Below are 16,269 nucleotides of genomic sequence, written 5' to 3' on the forward strand. Positions count from 1 at the left end.
GGTTTAAATTTCCACCCTGATTGGCATCTGCATTTCTATATGGGGGATGCCACATTCATCATACTCATCGCCTTGTACCATAAATCCCAATTGCTCATAAAAAGAAATCGCGTGTACTTGTGAGGACAAATACAGGAAAGGTCGGTACTGTTGTCGTGCGTAGTCAATAATGTCTAACATTATCATTTGACCAATGCCTTGCCCACGATAGGTTTGCAGCACAGCAACACGCCCAACACTATTATTTTGCAATAAACGCGCTGTCGCAACTGGCTGATCTTGATCGAAGATGACAAAATGCTGAGAAATCGCATCTTGCTCATCCCATTCGTCTGCTTCTGCAATACCCTGCTCAGCAATAAAAACCTTTTCTCGAATCAATTTTGCAGGTTGCTGTAATTGATCCCAACTTCCTCGTTCAACTCGAAGCATATGTTCCTCGGACATCATTAACACTTACAGCCTATATTTTCGATCGGCATTTGATCTTGTAATAATAATTCCAGACTCTGCTTTTCAATACCATACATGGCTTTCAAAGCTTGAATTTGCTGCATAATCTTTGCATCAGGCTGCTGCATCTGTTTACGTTTAGTCGCCAAAATCATTTTATTTTTGCTGGTATGTTCCAAAGATACAAACTCGAATACTTTGGTTTCATAGCCATAGGCTTTCAGCAACAAAGCACGCAAGGTATCAGTCAACATTTCTGCCTGCTGCCCTGCGTGAATGCCAAACTGAAGCATCGGCTGTAAAACTTCAGGACTTTGTAATTGTGGACGTAGTTCTTTATGGCAGCATGGTGCGCACATAATCATCGAGGCATTTAAGCGGATACCCGTATGAATGGCAAAATCAGTGGCAATATCACAGGCATGCAACGCAATCATGACATCCAGTTTTTCTGGCTGATAACTACGTACATCACCTTCAAAAAAGTCGAGATGGCTGAAACCAGCTTGATCAGCAACATTCTGACAAAACTCAACCAAGTTTGAACGTAACTCAACACCCGTAATTAAAGGCGTTTTATGCTGTGCTTGTAAATAATCATATAGCGCAAAAGTGAGATAGCCTTTACCCGAACCAAAATCCACAATATTCAATTCTTGCTGTGAAGCATCAATCTGTTCATAAGCATGCGAAAAGATTTCAATAAATTTATTAATCTGTTTCCACTTACGCGCCATACTTGGAATAATTTGTCCTTTTTCATCAGTAATCCCCAGATACTTTAGAAATGGACTCTGCTGTTGTACATAACGCTGCTTTTCACGATCATGTTGCTGTTGTTCTGTTTTGGCAGTAGATACCTGTTTTTTCTGGCTATTTAGCATCGCCTTCTTTTTATTCTTCTTGAGCTGAATATCTTGGTGCAAGCTAAATAGATTGGCCTGTTTACACTGGTTCAATAACTCAGCAATTTTTTCCAGACCTTCATCAATCGTATGGTTTTTGGTCACATCTTGCGTGGTATGGTGATACAAACCAGACAGCATGGCTTGTCCTTGCAGTTCAATCACACGAAACGTTATCTTTTCTAATTGTGCCATTTCACCTTTATACTGACTCAGAATAAGGCGATCAAAGCTTTTATTTTTAATAGATTGCTGGATATCCAAGAAAAACTGCTGTTCTTGTTCAAAAGAAAATTTCGGCGCAAACATAATGAAAACCTAACAAATAGAAACTAAATTTTAAAGCGTCTTACTTTAAAAGGGAAATTGCATTACGATACAGTTGTATTTTTATTCAATCTGAACGCTTGATGAACACAAAAACATTGCTGGACTATGACCCGAAAGAAGAACTGATTAATGCCTATAGTCATGGTATCGGTGCTGCACTGGCTTTAATTGCCTCGATCTTCATGATTATTAAAGGTCAGCATTTGCCATTGGGACAATGGATCAGTTTATGGGTCTATGGTTTTAGTCTAGTCCTCTTGCTTGCGAGTTCGATGCTGTATCACTTTGCTGTGGATGAACGTAAGCGATATTGGTATAAAAAACTGGATCATACTGCGATCTATTATCTCATCGCAGGCACCTATACTCCATTTTTAAGTATCGCGATTCCAACCGCCAAAGCACATTATTTACTCATTGCATTATGGTCAATCGCATTGATCGGCACACTCTTTAAATTGGTGTTTATTCACCGTTTCCAAAAGATTTCTTTAGCGGCTTATTTAGTCATGGGATGGTTGGCTGTTTTAGTCATGGATGATATGCAGCGTTACCTTTCTAAAGATGCTGTACAACTGCTGATTGCAGGCGGCTTGGCCTATACCATCGGCACATTGTTTTATGCCTTAAAAAAGGTAAGATATACCCACGCAATTTGGCATGTTTTTGTGCTATTAGGGGCAGGATTACACTTTTTGGCAATCTACTGTTATGTATTATAAATTCATATATAACATTAAGTTTTCAGGGTAAGACTGCACATTCAAAAGGAATTTTTCAAGACAGTCTTCTGTTTCTTGAATGAATAACATGAAGGTCTTGTATGTCGTCAAGCACTACGACTGCCACCACTGAAGTGGCCAGCAATTCAAAAGTACGAGTATTATTTGCCAGCCTTGTCGGTACTACCATTGAGTTTTTCGACTTTTATATTTATGCCACAGCAGCTGTGCTGATTTTTCCACATTTATTTTTCCCTGAAAGTAGTGACGGCGCAGCAGTACTCAAGTCGCTTGCAACCTTTGCAATCGCCTTTATTGCCCGCCCGATTGGCGCAGCGATTTTTGGGCATCTCGGTGATCGCATCGGACGTAAAGCCACATTGGTTGCCGCCTTGCTCACCATGGGTATTTCTACGGTTTGTATTGGTCTATTACCAACCTATGCACAAATTGGTCTAGCAGCTCCGTTGTTGCTTGCCCTGTGCCGTTTAGGACAAGGTTTGGGCTTAGGTGGTGAATGGAGTGGCGCAGTCTTACTGGCGACTGAGAACGCACCAGAAGGCAAACGTGCTTGGTATGGCATGTTCCCGCAACTCGGTGCACCAATCGGTTTTATTCTTGCGACTGGCTCATTCCTGTTACTCAATGCTTTTATGTCTGAACAAGCATTTATGACTTGGGGATGGCGTATTCCATTTATTGCAAGTGCAGTCTTGGTGTTGGTCGGTTTATACATCCGTTTAAAGCTGCATGAAACACCCGCCTTCCAAAAGGTATTAAATAAACAGAAAGAAGTGAATGTCCCTTTTAAAGAAGTGATGACTAAACATTTTCCAATGTTGGTGCTTGGGACCATTGCAGCGATCTGTACCTTTGTGGTGTTTTACCTCACTACCGTGTTTGCCTTGAACTGGGGAACCACAAAACTTGGTTATGCACGTGGTGACTTCTTGGTGTTACAACTAGTTGCAACGCTCTGTTTTGCTGCCTTTATTCCACTATCTGCAATTTTTGCCGAGAAGTTTGGCCGTAAAAACACCTCGATCGTGGTTTGTATTCTTTCAGCCCTGTTCGGATTGTGTTTTGCACCGCTATTAGGTTCAGGTAGTCCGATTCTGGTGTTCTTGTTCTTATGTATTGGTCTTTCCATCATGGGCTTAACCTATGGACCAATTGGCACCGTCTTATCTGAAATCTTTCCAACCTCAGTTCGCTATACCGGTTCAGCACTGACTTTTAACTTGGCTGGTATTTTTGGTGCCTCTTTTGCGCCTTATATTGCAACTAAACTCGCAGAAAGCTATGGTCTGGGTGCGGTCGGCTTATATCTTAGCTTGGCTTCTATCCTCTCTTTAATTGCCTTCTTACTGATGCGCGAAACCAAAAATGATGATGTGAATAACCAAATCTAAGCATTATTGTTCAGATGGTCTGTGCAAAACACTTGCTCAGATCATCTGAAATACCATTCAATCCCATAGTTTTTATCTTATAAAGTTGCTTTTATAACAGCATTCTTCCAAATATTTTTTATGCTAAAATAACCGCCTTCATTTTTCTTTAGACGATTGTGTTATGTACGCAGTGATTATCGTTGCCGTATTTTTAATCAGCTTTTTATATACCTATTTTCGAGGTAAGGAACGATTAAAAGCATCTCGACAATTATTTGACCATTCGACATTTTTAGCACCCGTGAACATGTTCATGACGGGTTTTTCTAAATTGCCGAACCAACCTTTCTTCGATGTGGCACAGTTCCCTGAACTGAAACCGTTGCAAGAAAATTGGCAAGTGATTCGAGAAGAAGCAATTCAACTGCAAAATCAAATTAAAGCGTCTGAAAAAAATAATGATGCAGGTTTTAACACCTTCTTTAAACGTGGATGGAAACGTTTTTATCTGAAATGGTATCAAGACAGCCATCCTTCAGCTCAGCAACTGTGCCCAAAAACAGTGGCCCTACTGGAAAGCATTCCTTCCGTCAAAGCAGCAATGTTTACCGAACTCCCTTCTGGCAGTTATTTAGGCAAGCATCGTGATCCTTATGCAGGCTCAGTGCGTTATCACTTGGGTCTGGTCACGCCAAATAGCGATGATTGTTTTATTGAAGTCGATCAAGAGCGTTATAGCTGGCGAGATGGCGAAGCAACCGTGTTTGATGAAACCTTTGTACATTGGGCTGAAAACAAGACCGATGAAACCCGTATTATCTTGTTCTGCGATATCGAACGCCCGATGAAATGGGGCTGGGCACAAAAATTGAATTATTGGTTCGGGCGTAATGTAATGTCGGCAGCCAGCTCACCCAATGATGATCAGGACAAAACTGGTTTTATCAACCGTATTTTCAAATATGGTTATGCAGTGCATCACTATGGCCGCGGTTTAAAAGAGCGTAACCGCCCATTGTACTATGTGTCTAAGTGGTTGTTATTTGCTGTGTTGATTGGCTTAATTTTATTACCAAGTTTTCTATAACCCAATCGTGCTATAAAAAAAGAGATGCCTAGTGCATCTCTTTTTTCTTTTAAACAAATCGTGATTAATTTGCTTTTGCGATCTGTGTACTTGCTGTTTGTGCAGCTGCAGCATTGGCAGCTTGAACCGCCGTTTCACCAATTAAAGCAACCTTGGCTTTCTCTTGGCTTTGTGCTGATAATGCAGGGTTCGATGCCACAATACGATTGATATTGGCAGAGTTTGCAGGTGCGATAGCCGCCGTTTGCAATACGATTGGGCGATTACCTGTATCACCTAGTGTATAGCGAATACCAGTACGTGGACTCACGACAGTCGTCACTTCGCGTTTTATTTGCGCTTCAGCGGTATTGGTACCTTTGGCTGCCAATACTTTATCGACAGTCGTGGTTTGTGGCGCTTCATCTGCAAATGCAAAACCAGATACCGCCGCACTTGCCAAAATTAAAAGTTGTAATGGTTTTTTCATTGTCTTCCCGCTTTTAATGCGAACTCAATCAAGATCTATAAGTCCAATAATGAAACTACAAAGCGTGCCTCGACTCAAGTAAATTCTCGTAAAAAAAGCAGAGACCAATGCTCTGCTTTTTATTTCAGCTTAATCTAAGTCGAAACTTAGATTTTACCGTGACATTGCTTGTACTTTAAGCCAGAGCCACATGGACATGGCGCATTACGACTTTCTGGTACTGGGAATGTATGGTCAACAACTTCTTCAGAAACAGTGACTTCACCCGTTAAGCCATCCACATCATCATGCTCGAAAGACAAACGCATAGATTCAGCTTGACGTTGCTGCTGTGCTTCTAATTCAGCTAGCTCTTCTGCAGTCGGTACATGCACACGAGATAAATCAGTCACCACATCAGATTTAATTACACCCAACATATTTACAAATAAGTTGAACGCTTCTTTCTTGTATTCTTGTTCAGGATTTTTCTGCGCATAGCCACGTAAGTGAATCCCTTGACGTAGATAATCCATCGCAGCCAAATGATCTTTCCAATGACGATCAAGTGAATTCAACATGAAGTGACGCTCAAGCATTGCTGCTGACTCATCCCCCATTTGTTCACGGCGTTGACGATAACGCGCAATTACTTCATCAGAAATACGCGCCACTAAACCTTCTTCATCTAAACGACGATCTTGGTCTAACCATTGCTGTACAGGTAATTCAATGCCTAAATCAGCATGCAATGCATTTTCTAGGCCTTCAATATCCCATTGATCATGGATTGATTCTGGTGGGATAAAGTTGGCGATTAACCCTTTCACCACTTCCTGATGCATTTCTTCGATATAGTCTTGAAGTGAGCTTTCAGCCAAGACATCATCACGTTGCGAGTAAATGATCTTACGTTGTTCGTTGTTGACATCGTCATACTTCAAGAGGTTCTTACGAATATCAAAGTTACGAGCTTCAACTTTACGTTGTGCATTCTCGATTGAACGACTGACCATTTTGTGTTCAATGGCTTCACTTTCTTGTAAGCCCATTGCACGCATCATGGCAACCACACGATCACCCGCGAAGATACGCATCAAATCATCTTCAAGTGATAAATAGAAACGCGATACACCTGGGTCACCTTGACGACCTGCACGACCACGCAACTGATTATCAATACGACGAGATTCATGACGCTCAGAACCAATGATATGTAAACCACCCGAACTTAAAACGTCTTCGTGATCTTTTTCCCATTGCGCTTGTAAACGTGCTTCATCTTCAGGGGTTGGGTTTTCAATTTTGGCAAGTTTAGCTTTCCAGTTACCACCCAGCAAAATATCCGTACCACGACCCGCCATGTTGGTTGCAATGGTCACGGCATTTGGACTACCAGCTTGCGCAATAATATCCGCCTCACGCTCATGCTGCTTCGCATTCAGAACTTCGTGATGGATACCTGCTTGTAATAGCTTAGAAGAAAGGATTTCACTCGCTTCAATGGTTGCCGTACCAATCAAGATCGGTGCAACACCTTGCTGACGAATATTGGTAATTTCTTCAATAATCGCAGTGTATTTACCATTACGGTTTAAATAAATTAAGTCGTTATGATCAACACGTACCATTGGACGGTGTGTCGGAATAATCACGACATCTAAACCATAGATTTCTTTCATTTCCGAAGCTTCGGTATCGGCAGTACCAGTCATACCTGAAAGCTTTTTATACAAACGGAAATAATTCTGGAAAGTTGTGGTTGCAAGCGTTTGGTTTTCAGGTTGAATTTCCATGTTTTCTTTGGCTTCAACCGCTTGGTGCAAACCTTCTGACCAACGACGACCAGGCATGGTACGCCCCGTGCTCTCATCCACAATAATGACTTCTTCTTTTTGAGTCTGTGGATTCACACCAATGATGTAGTGCACATTCTTTTGATAGAGATAATGCGCACGAATCGCAGCAGTGACATGGTGAACCAAATTCAAATTGGTTGCTGAATACAGGCTTTCACCTTCAGCCAACAGCCCCATTTCAATGAGTTTCTGCTCAACCGTTTCATAACCCACTTCAGTCATTTCAACTGAACGTTGTTTCTCGTCCACCCAAAAATGTCCGCCATCAGCCACTTTCTCTTCTTTTTGAGGGCGCAACGTTGGAGGAATACTGTTAATCAGTTGATAAAGCTGCGATGAATCTTCACTTTGACCAGAAATGATCAATGGTGTACGCGCTTCATCAATTAAAATTGAGTCAACTTCATCAATAATGGCATAGCTTAAACCACGTTGTTTTTTCTCTTGTAGAGAAAACACCATGTTGTCACGTAGATAATCGAAACCAAACTCATTGTTGGTACCATAGGTGATATCAGCGATATAGGCTTGTGCTTTTTCATCAGGCATCTGCATGGAGTAAATCACGCCAATACTGAGACCTAAGAATTCGAATAACGGACGGTTCAACTCAGCATCACGTTGTGCCAAGTAATCATTCACGGTAATCACGTGAACACCGTTACCACTTAATGCATTGAGGTAACAAGCCAAAGTACCCATCAGGGTTTTACCTTCACCTGTACGCATTTCAGCAATTTTACCTTCGTGTAAGGTAATACCACCGATGAGCTGCACGTCATAATGACGCATGCCCATGACACGTTTTGCTGCTTCACGGCACACCGCAAAAGCTTCTGGTAATAATTTATCTAAACTTTCGCCATTATTAAAACGTTGTTTGAATTCTGGAGTTTTTGCAGAGAGGTCTGCATCGTTAAGAGCAGATATCGTCGGTTCAAGCGCATTGATTTGTTCAACAATTTTACGCATGCGTTTGAGCTCACGCTCATTTTTTGTACCGAAGATACCTCCGATCAGACTTGCCAACATGAATAAACTCTCTAATCCTGTTTGTTATAAGGTTTGTCTAATTCAACAAACCCTAGGTCGGTTAATTTTTTCTTAGCTGTTATTATGGAGTCAGAAATAAGAACTACAAGTGCTTTGCATCCAAACAGGTAAAAAAATCTGCGAGGCGATTCTGACATTACACAACCAAAGAGCGTTAATGTAGCAAATTTGCCCTGAACTTACATCGATTTGAATGTGTATTTCTGATCATTTTTTAGCATAGTCACCACTCAATATCTCAAAAACTCATAACAAAATGAAAAAACAATCTTTTTATTTATAAAGTAGATGCTGCATATTGGATACAGACAAAAACATAAAGAATGTATTGAGGACTGATCATGACACTACGTTTAGGCGATATCGCCCCGAATTTCCAGCAACAATCAAGTGAAGGCAACATTGATTTTTATGAATTTTTAGGTGATGGTTGGGGGATTTTATTTTCACACCCAGCAGACTTTACGCCTGTCTGCACCACAGAGCTTGGCTTCACTGCAAAACTCAAAGATGAATTTAGCAAGCGTGGTGTCAAAGCGATTGCACTTTCGGTTGATGATGTTGAATCACATCACAGCTGGATTCAGGACATTAACGAAACACAGAATACGACTGTTAATTTTCCAATCATTGCGGATAAAGACCGTAAAGTGTCTGAGCTCTATGATTTTATCCATCCAAATGCTAGCGAAACCCTAACAGTACGCTCTTTGGTAATTATTGATCCAAATAAAAAAGTTCGCTTGATTATTACTTATCCAGCCTCAACAGGTCGTAACTTTAATGAAGTATTGCGTGTGGTTGATTCACTGCAATTAACAGACAAGCATAAAGTGGCAACCCCTGCGAACTGGCAACATGGTGAAGATGTGGTCATTGTTCCTTCATTGAAAGATGAGGAAGAAATCAAACAACGCTTCCCGAAAGGCTATAAAGCAGTTAAACCTTATTTAAGATTAACCCCCCAGCCTGAGTGAGGATCAAACGAGCAACGCTCGTTCCGAAACGCAAGATGAACAGCTATGCTGTGAATTAAGAGATTAAAGCGTATGCTTTAATCGCAGTGCAAGACAAGCGAAGCGCGTAGCAATAGAGACGAGCAACGCTCGTTCCTGAGAAGCGACTAAAGCTCCGTAAGAAGACGAACAGCTATGCTGTGAGTAAGGCTGTACAAGACAAACGGAGTACGTAAAAGATAGAACAAAGTCATAATAAAATAATATTCAAACTGAATAACATGCATCTCAGCCTATCCCCTAGATAGGCTTTTTTATATCCAAGCTAAAATTGTTTTGGTATTTATGAATCAATCGGTTATAAAAATAATTCGATCCGCCACACAATAAAAAAAGCATCATGATCTACAATATCCATCATCTGCATTGTGGCAGTTTCTGCCCGACTTGCGCGCCGTTGTTTGGGCAAAAAGGCTGGAAAGCGCATCTGGTCTGCCATTGTCTATTGATTGAAACTGATCGTGGCTTAGTCTTAATTGATACTGGCTTAGGGCTTCAAGACTATTTGCACACGGAACAACGCTTGGGCCGTTTACTCAAACAGTTTGGCTCAATTGTCCCGAATTTAAAACTCACCGCCATCCAACAAATTCAACAACTCGGGTTTAATCCCAATGATGTAAAACATATTTTTGTGACCCATCTGGATTTTGACCATGCAGGCGGAATTTCCGATTTTCCCAATGCCACAGTGCACCTTTTAGCCGCAGAGTTTAATGCCACACAATCGCTTACCGCCAAAGGCAGGCTTCGTTATAAAACCGAGCAATTTAAACAACATCAATACTGGAACTTTGCCGAACATAGCGAGGGCGAATCTTGGTTTAATCTACAAAAAGTTAAAGGATTGGCTCTATTTCAAGATGAAATCCTGATGATTCCCATGATAGGACACACAGCTGGACATTGTGGTATTGCCATTAAGAAGTCTGATGGCTGGGTTTTATTCTGTGGTGATGCTTATTACACCCATTTAGAACTCAATCCGAAAAATAAACTCAGAGCGCTAGACCTGACTGAGCGATTATTGGCCGAAGACAACCAACTACGTCTGCAAAACCTGAAACAGTTACAATATCTCGCTCAACATGAGCCAAGCATTGAGTTAATTTGTGCGCACGATCCAGTCGAATTCAATCGTTATCAGTCAAGCCTATGAAAAAAACACTCATTACCGTTGCTCTTGTTTCAACCTTAACACTTGGCGGGTGTATGAAACACCCAAGTTTGGATGATGAGCAACGTCCCAAAAACTGGGGCACACTGATCTCCAATACGCATAATTTTTATCAAATCAGTAATGATGTGTTCCGCAGTGATCAGCCTAGCAATGCATTAATCCCAACGTTAAAGCAGTATCAAATCGATACAGTGATTAATTTACGCGCCAGGAACGAAGATGCTAAGGTTTTAAAAGATCAACCCTTTAATCTTGTGCATATTCCGATTTATACCTGGGCGATTAATCGTGAAGACCTGTTACATACGATGCAGGCCATTCAAACTGCCAAACAAAAGAATCATAAAATTTTAGTGCATTGCTATCATGGATCTGACCGCACCGGTGCAACCATTGCCATGTATCGTATTATCTTTGAAAACTGGTCTATAGAAGATGCAGTAAAAGAGATGAAACAAGGCGGATATGGCTTCCATGTAATCTGGAAAAATATCGATCACTTATTTACCCCTGAAAACGTAAAATGGATTCAACAGCAACTGTCGAACCCATCTCGTTAAAATATTGGATTTATTGTAGATGAAGCTCTATTTACGAAGAAATAGAGCTTATTAAGCCAACGAACTTATCCAGTTATTATCGAGCAGCCTGCAAAGCATATTGCTCAAAATTGCATAACCATCCAGTACTTTTCATTTAAACATCTGATTTTTCAAAAGCCGAATGAGCCAGCAATACCTTCAAAACTTCGGAATCACCACCATCACTGTCGGTCACCAATAAAAATACTTCGCCATCAGATCGCGACTCTAGCCAAGTAATCCCTTCAACTTTCAATGGTCGCGTTTTACCTTCTGCATCCTGAATCAAATGACTGGATAACGCTTGACCATCTGGCGAAAACAGCAAAATAAAACTACCTAACACCTCACCATCATCATAGGTATTTAATGTTTGCTCAACCGCAGCCGTGGCAACAATTAGATTTTTATCCACAAAAAAATAGGCATCGGAAATCCCACTCGCAGCCCCCTCAATCTCAGGTAAGTTGAGACTAAGCGAGTTGATAAGTGCATTTTCTAACGATTTCCCTTGTTGCATTTTGGCTAAATCAAAGACTAAAACACCATGATGGCGATTAATATTGCCACGTTGAAAGATATAGAGATGACGATGGTCTGAACATACTGCTTCTATATTGAGATCAGCCCCACCCGTTAATTCAATGCTGTTTTCTAAAAAGTGATAATCAACGGCATCCAGAAAAATGCTGATTTGATTATTAGATGGATTATAAAGTAATGCTTGTTTCCGATTTTCTGTAGAACCCGACCCCATAATCAATAATTGCGGCTGTTCATTAAAGATGAGACAGGTTAATGCTTCAAAATCAGGTTTTTTTTCTTTACTTAACGCAATTAGCGGTATGGGTTCAGACGATTCAGATAACGGGACTTTTTCAAAAACCGTTGCACTGAACAAGCTATTGTTTCGATTGGTTTTGAGTAAGTAACGAACATCATCACCCACAAAATAAATGTCTTCACCCACGCAAGCAACACCAGATAGTGCACTAATCGCAGAACCATGTTCAAAAATAAACTGTTCTAATATCCGAACATCAGTAGGTATGTTCACGTTGCTTCCCCCTATTCAATAGAATACTCGCAGGGTGATTAACGCCTGCGAGATTGTTCAAATTTGTCTAGGGGAAGATCAGCATTTATCGCTGGTCAAGCGGAACCCAATCAATCACCCAAGCAGATTTCATATTTAAGCTTTCATCCGTTGTGATTTTCTTACGCGTGTTATCTGCGGTATCACGATCTTTGGCTGGTCCAACCATAATACGAATCCCTTTCGAGGTCTGACTGGTCGTTACCTTGTAGCCCTTGGCACGTAATTTTGATACAACGGCGTCTGCATTGGCTTGGTTTGCAGCCAAAGCCACTTGTACCATCCACTTTTTATCGCCATTTTCCATCAGATCGCGTGCTTTCTCAGCTTCAGCTTTCTTCTTGCTATCTTCGTCAGCTTTACGTTTTTTCTCATCAGCTGCTTTTTTGTCAGCTTCAGCTTTACGCTTATCTTCTGCTGCCTTTTTGTCAGCTTCGGCTTTGCGTTTATCTTCAGCGGCTTTCTTGTCTGCGGCTTCTGCTTTACGCTTATCTTCTGCTGCTTTTTTGTCAGCTTCGGCCTTACGTTTGTCTTCTGCTGCTTTTTTGTCAGCTTCGGCTTTACGTTTATCTTCCGCTAATTTCTTATCGGCATCAGACTTTTGTTGATCTGTTTTTTGCTGTTCAGCGCGCTTCTTTTCATCCGCTTTACGCTTTTCATCCGCAAGTCGTTGAGCCTTGGCTTTTTCGTCTTCAACCAATTCTGGCGGAATATTATCCGAACTTTCTTGCGCTGCTGTACGACGCGCATTAATCGCTGCGTATTCTTCCGCGGCTTTACGTGCCGCTGCGGCTTCAGCCTGTTGCTGCATCTTTAAGAATTCAGCTGCACGTGCTTCTTGTTCAGCGACTGCTTTTTCACGTGAACGACGCTGCTCTTCCAATAAACGCTTTTCTGTTTCCACATCAACAGCCAATGGTTGTAATGACACCATTTCACTGTCTTGTGCTGGCTGTGCAGTTTTCGGTTTAGACTCAGTTTTGGGAATCGGATGAGTAACTGGAGCTTGCGTGTGATCTTGTTCAATTTCATCATTGCCCTTTAACAGCAATGCAGCTAATAAAACACCACCACCGAGTAGAACAACGCCGCCCATCCAACGTTGTTTGTTATTCATCGACATTCTTCTAAATACTCCCAGACCGCTTCTAAGGTATGAAACGAACCACAGACTAAAATCAGCTGATTGTTATTACTTTGTTTCAGCACAGTGTCAAACGCTTGCTGGATACTGCCAAACTCGTATACCTGTTGCCCTTGCAATGCATTATGTATCTGTTGCACTGGTGCGGCTCTAGGCACATCTAAGTTAGCAATAAACCAATCTTTTACTGTTGTTTTTAGTAAATCGGTGACAGAAGCAATGTCTTTATCTGCCAACATAGAAAATACTGCAACAACGTCTGTGTACTGTTTATTGTATTTTAAGAATTTTCGCAACTGCTTCAATAAAAATTCGACGCCATGCGCATTATGCCCAGCATCAAAAATCACGGTTTTATCTTGGATTTGTCGTATTTCAAAACGGCCTTGTAAGCGTGCTTGCTGAATACCCGTTGCAATCGCTGCTTGCGAAACCTCAACACCACTCACCAATACAGCGGCAACTGCGGTAGACATATTATCCAGCGCAAGCTGTCCCATAGGCAGTTGTAATGTGGTTCCAGAAGACGCAAATGACCATGTTTGGCCATCATCATTCAACTGATAAAAATAATCACGATTCAACGCATATAACTGGGCCTGAGTTTCAGCCACTTTATCTTGAATCGCTTGTGGTAATGTTTGTTGACCGGCAAAAATCACAGGAATATTCGGACGAATAATCCCTGCTTTTTCAAATGCAATTTTTTCGACCGTATCACCGAGCCAATCCACATGGTCTAAACCAATATTGGTAATCACTGCGACATCAGGATCAATGACATTGACCACATCGAGACGACCACCAAGACCGACTTCAAGTACCCAAACATCACATTGTTGTTGTTTAAAAATAACAAAAGCAGCCAAAGTGGTTGCTTCAAAAAAAGATAAACTTAAACCACATTCACGTCGTGCTTGATCAACCAGAACAAAAGCATCAACCAGACTTCGATCATCAACCTCAGCACCCGCCAGCTTTACCCGTTCATTAAAGCGATAAATATGCGGTGATTGATATAAGCCAACCTTATAGCCCTGCGCATTTAAAATCGCAGCCAAGGTCGTGGTGGTTGAACCTTTACCATTGGTCCCAGCGACGGTAAACACCTTCGCTTGAGGCTGCATCACACCGAGCTTTTCAGCAACGGGAATGACACGTTCTAAACCTAAATCAATGCCTGTAACATGAACATGGCCCCAATAATCGAGCCATGTTGTTAATGTATCTGTTGAATGTGGAGCGAGTGGTTTCAAGGTAAATTCATCAGCTTAGCGACAAGTCTGTATACAGTATCACGTAATGCATGACGATGAACGATCTGATCGACCACACCATGATCAAGCAAATATTCTGCACGCTGGAACGGTTCTTCCAGTTTTTCACGTACGGTTTGCTCAATCACACGCTTGCCTGCAAAACCAATCATGGCTTTCGGTTCAGCAATATGCACATCACCCAACATCGCCAATGATGCAGTCACACCGCCATACACAGGATGGGTTAATACCACCAGATAAGGAACACGTGCTTCTTTCATCTTCTGGATTGCAGCTGCTGTACGTGCCATTTGCATCAAAGACAACATGCCTTCCTGCATACGCGCACCACCAGAAGCAGCAAAACAGATCATCGGTTGATGCAATGCGATTGCACGTTCAGCCGCTTGTACAAAACGGTCACCAACGACGGTTCCCATTGAACCACCCATAAAGTCGAAGTCAAATGCACAAGCAATCAAGTCCAAACCTTTGAGTGAACCTTGCATCACCACAAGTGCTTCAGTTTCACCCGTTTTATCTTGCGCCTCACGCATACGATCTGGGTAAGGCTTGCTATCAACAAATTTTAATGGGTCTTTGGCACTAAATTCTTGCCCCAACTCACCATTCACTTGATCAAAGAACCAGTTCAAACGATCACGGGCACGCATACGTAAGTGTTCATCACATTGAGGACACACATAGGCATTAAATGACATTGCCGTACGCGTTACCAGTGCATGACACTCAGGACATTCAATCGTAGGCTCAGTAAAAGTCGATTTAAATATCTGCTGTTGATCTGCAACCTGAATACCAGGGACATGACGATCAGTCCAAGGTGTTGAAGGGTTAAGAACCTTCCCTGACGTTAACTCTTGACTCATACTAACTCATCGAGCGCCGCTCGAAGCTCCTTCACTTTATTCACCGTCTGTTGCGCAGCTTCATCCGCTGGCAATGTCGCAAAAGATTTAACGAAAGCACTTCCTACAATAACGGCATCGGCAACTTGACCCATCGCTTTTGCAGACGCAGCATCACTAATTCCAAAACCGACGCCCACTGGCACATTAGTCTTAGACTTAATTTTTGCAATACGTGCTGCTGCTTCAGAAGTATCTAAAGTTGCTGCACCTGTCACACCCTTTAATGACACATAGTAAACAAAGCCACTGGCTTGATTCACCACATGCTGAATACGCTGGTCGGTTGAAGTTGGCGCAAGCAAGAAGATCTGATCCATTCCATTTTGTTTAAGAACTTCACCTAATTGCTTCGATTCTTCTGGTGGTAAATCCACCAAAAGGACACCATCAACACCACAGTCTTTCGCATAAGCAACAAACTTTTCATAACCAATCACTTCAACAGGATTTAAATATCCCATCAGTACCACTGGTGTTGTTTGATCTTTTTCACGAAAGGTTTTCACCATATCCAATGCATCAAGGGTATTGGTTCCACCTGCCAAAGCACGCTCAGCAGCTAAAGCAATCACAGGGCCATCCGCCATCGGGTCAGAGAATGGGAGACCCAATTCAATCACATCAACACCTGCTTCAACCATTTGATGAAGCAGTGGAACAGTTACCTGCGGATGCGGATCACCTGCCATCACATAAGAAACAAGCGCTTTACGTTGCTGAGATTTAAGCTGTTCAAAACGAGTGGCAAGACGTGACATAGGATTATGCTTTCCTGATTTATATAAATTAAGGAGTTGTTTGTAGTCATAC

General features: G+C 41.7%; 15 protein-coding genes. 6 read left to right on the forward strand and 9 right to left on the reverse strand.

The window, feature by feature from the left end:
- Positions 1-3 precede the first annotated feature (3 nt).
- Positions 4-432: a GNAT family N-acetyltransferase gene (locus tag F887_RS03175; protein WP_005296663.1), complete on the reverse strand. Its 429-nt coding sequence runs from the start codon at positions 430-432 to the stop codon at positions 4-6.
- Between the two features lie 17 nt (positions 433-449).
- The gene (locus F887_RS03170; protein ID WP_005296666.1) at positions 450-1,667 is read right to left on the reverse strand and encodes a class I SAM-dependent methyltransferase; all 1,218 of its coding nucleotides are present in this window, start codon (positions 1,665-1,667) and stop codon (positions 450-452) included.
- A 101-nt stretch (positions 1,668-1,768) separates the two neighbouring features.
- Here F887_RS03170 and trhA point away from each other — a divergent pair, with 101 nt between their 5' ends.
- The 3 genes from trhA (at position 1,769) to lpxO (ending at position 4,891) form a co-directional block, all read left to right on the forward strand.
- Positions 1,769-2,410: a PAQR family membrane homeostasis protein TrhA gene (gene trhA, locus F887_RS03165; RefSeq protein WP_005296668.1), complete on the forward strand. Its 642-nt coding sequence runs from the start codon at positions 1,769-1,771 to the stop codon at positions 2,408-2,410.
- Between the two features lie 101 nt (positions 2,411-2,511).
- A complete protein-coding gene (locus F887_RS03160; RefSeq protein WP_005296669.1) occupies positions 2,512-3,822 on the forward strand; it encodes an MFS transporter in 1,311 nt (436 codons plus the stop codon).
- A gap of 163 nt (positions 3,823-3,985) precedes the next feature.
- The gene (lpxO, locus tag F887_RS03155; protein WP_005296671.1) at positions 3,986-4,891 is read left to right on the forward strand and encodes a lipid A hydroxylase LpxO; all 906 of its coding nucleotides are present in this window, start codon (positions 3,986-3,988) and stop codon (positions 4,889-4,891) included.
- A 64-nt stretch (positions 4,892-4,955) separates the two neighbouring features.
- Here lpxO and F887_RS03150 read toward each other — a convergent pair whose 3' ends face one another.
- Both F887_RS03150 and secA read right to left on the reverse strand, forming a co-directional pair.
- On the reverse strand, positions 4,956-5,360 hold the full coding sequence (locus F887_RS03150) for a thioredoxin domain-containing protein (protein ID WP_005296673.1): 405 nt from the start codon (positions 5,358-5,360) through the stop codon (positions 4,956-4,958).
- 146 nt (positions 5,361-5,506) lie between these two features.
- Complete coding sequence (secA, locus tag F887_RS03145; RefSeq protein ID WP_005296675.1) at positions 5,507-8,230, reverse strand: preprotein translocase subunit SecA; 2,724 nt, start codon at positions 8,228-8,230, stop codon at positions 5,507-5,509.
- A 362-nt stretch (positions 8,231-8,592) separates the two neighbouring features.
- Between secA and F887_RS03140 the strand changes: the two genes are divergently transcribed.
- The 3 genes from F887_RS03140 (at position 8,593) to F887_RS03130 (ending at position 11,007) form a co-directional block, all read left to right on the forward strand.
- A complete protein-coding gene (locus tag F887_RS03140; protein WP_005296677.1) occupies positions 8,593-9,228 on the forward strand; it encodes a peroxiredoxin in 636 nt (211 codons plus the stop codon).
- Positions 9,229-9,607: 379 nt separating this feature from the next.
- A complete protein-coding gene (locus tag F887_RS03135; RefSeq protein ID WP_005296678.1) occupies positions 9,608-10,426 on the forward strand; it encodes an MBL fold metallo-hydrolase in 819 nt (272 codons plus the stop codon).
- Positions 10,423-11,007 carry a dual specificity protein phosphatase family protein gene (locus F887_RS03130; protein ID WP_005149973.1) on the forward strand — a complete coding sequence of 195 codons (585 nt, stop codon included), beginning with the start codon at positions 10,423-10,425 and terminating at the stop codon, positions 11,005-11,007. Before F887_RS03135 ends, F887_RS03130 begins: the two co-directional genes overlap by 4 nt.
- A 136-nt stretch (positions 11,008-11,143) precedes the next feature.
- Here F887_RS03130 and F887_RS03125 read toward each other — a convergent pair whose 3' ends face one another.
- The 5 genes from F887_RS03125 to trpA all read right to left on the reverse strand — a co-directional run bounded on the left by F887_RS03125 (position 11,144) and on the right by trpA (position 16,217).
- The gene (locus tag F887_RS03125) at positions 11,144-12,079 is read right to left on the reverse strand and encodes a DUF6929 family protein (protein WP_032863179.1); all 936 of its coding nucleotides are present in this window, start codon (positions 12,077-12,079) and stop codon (positions 11,144-11,146) included.
- A 91-nt stretch (positions 12,080-12,170) separates the two neighbouring features.
- Positions 12,171-13,247 carry an SPOR domain-containing protein gene (locus tag F887_RS03120; RefSeq protein ID WP_005149969.1) on the reverse strand — a complete coding sequence of 359 codons (1,077 nt, stop codon included), beginning with the start codon at positions 13,245-13,247 and terminating at the stop codon, positions 12,171-12,173.
- Positions 13,238-14,524: a bifunctional tetrahydrofolate synthase/dihydrofolate synthase gene (folC, locus tag F887_RS03115; RefSeq protein ID WP_005296683.1), complete on the reverse strand. Its 1,287-nt coding sequence runs from the start codon at positions 14,522-14,524 to the stop codon at positions 13,238-13,240. The genes F887_RS03120 and folC overlap by 10 nt, the downstream gene beginning before the upstream one ends.
- Positions 14,521-15,417, reverse strand: coding sequence for an acetyl-CoA carboxylase, carboxyltransferase subunit beta (gene accD, locus F887_RS03110; protein WP_005296685.1), 897 nt, complete (start codon positions 15,415-15,417; stop codon positions 14,521-14,523). The genes folC and accD overlap by 4 nt, the downstream gene beginning before the upstream one ends.
- Positions 15,414-16,217 carry a tryptophan synthase subunit alpha gene (gene trpA, locus F887_RS03105; protein ID WP_005149961.1) on the reverse strand — a complete coding sequence of 268 codons (804 nt, stop codon included), beginning with the start codon at positions 16,215-16,217 and terminating at the stop codon, positions 15,414-15,416. Before trpA ends, accD begins: the two co-directional genes overlap by 4 nt.
- Between the last annotated feature and the right edge of the window lie 52 nt (positions 16,218-16,269).

Source organism: Acinetobacter sp. NIPH 2100 (assembly GCF_000369805.1).
Classification (GTDB): Bacteria; Pseudomonadota; Gammaproteobacteria; order Pseudomonadales; family Moraxellaceae; genus Acinetobacter.

Bases quoted from the DNA above. Each gene is read 5' to 3' on its own strand.
- F887_RS03175 (WP_005296663.1), bottom strand. From the start codon at position 432: ATGCTTCGAGTTGAACGAGGAAGTTGGGATCAATTACAGCAACCTGCA.
- F887_RS03170 (WP_005296666.1), bottom strand. From the start codon at position 1,667: ATGTTTGCGCCGAAATTTTCTTTTGAACAAGAACAGCAGTTTTTCTTG.
- trhA (WP_005296668.1), top strand. From the start codon at position 1,769: ATGAACACAAAAACATTGCTGGACTATGACCCGAAAGAAGAACTGATT.
- F887_RS03160 (WP_005296669.1), top strand. From the start codon at position 2,512: ATGTCGTCAAGCACTACGACTGCCACCACTGAAGTGGCCAGCAATTCA.
- lpxO (WP_005296671.1), top strand. From the start codon at position 3,986: ATGTACGCAGTGATTATCGTTGCCGTATTTTTAATCAGCTTTTTATAT.
- F887_RS03150 (WP_005296673.1), bottom strand. From the start codon at position 5,360: ATGAAAAAACCATTACAACTTTTAATTTTGGCAAGTGCGGCGGTATCT.
- secA (WP_005296675.1), bottom strand. From the start codon at position 8,230: ATGTTGGCAAGTCTGATCGGAGGTATCTTCGGTACAAAAAATGAGCGT.
- F887_RS03140 (WP_005296677.1), top strand. From the start codon at position 8,593: ATGACACTACGTTTAGGCGATATCGCCCCGAATTTCCAGCAACAATCA.
- F887_RS03135 (WP_005296678.1), top strand. From the start codon at position 9,608: ATGATCTACAATATCCATCATCTGCATTGTGGCAGTTTCTGCCCGACT.
- F887_RS03130 (WP_005149973.1), top strand. From the start codon at position 10,423: ATGAAAAAAACACTCATTACCGTTGCTCTTGTTTCAACCTTAACACTT.
- F887_RS03120 (WP_005149969.1), bottom strand. From the start codon at position 13,247: ATGTCGATGAATAACAAACAACGTTGGATGGGCGGCGTTGTTCTACTC.
- accD (WP_005296685.1), bottom strand. From the start codon at position 15,417: ATGAGTCAAGAGTTAACGTCAGGGAAGGTTCTTAACCCTTCAACACCT.
- trpA (WP_005149961.1), bottom strand. From the start codon at position 16,217: ATGTCACGTCTTGCCACTCGTTTTGAACAGCTTAAATCTCAGCAACGT.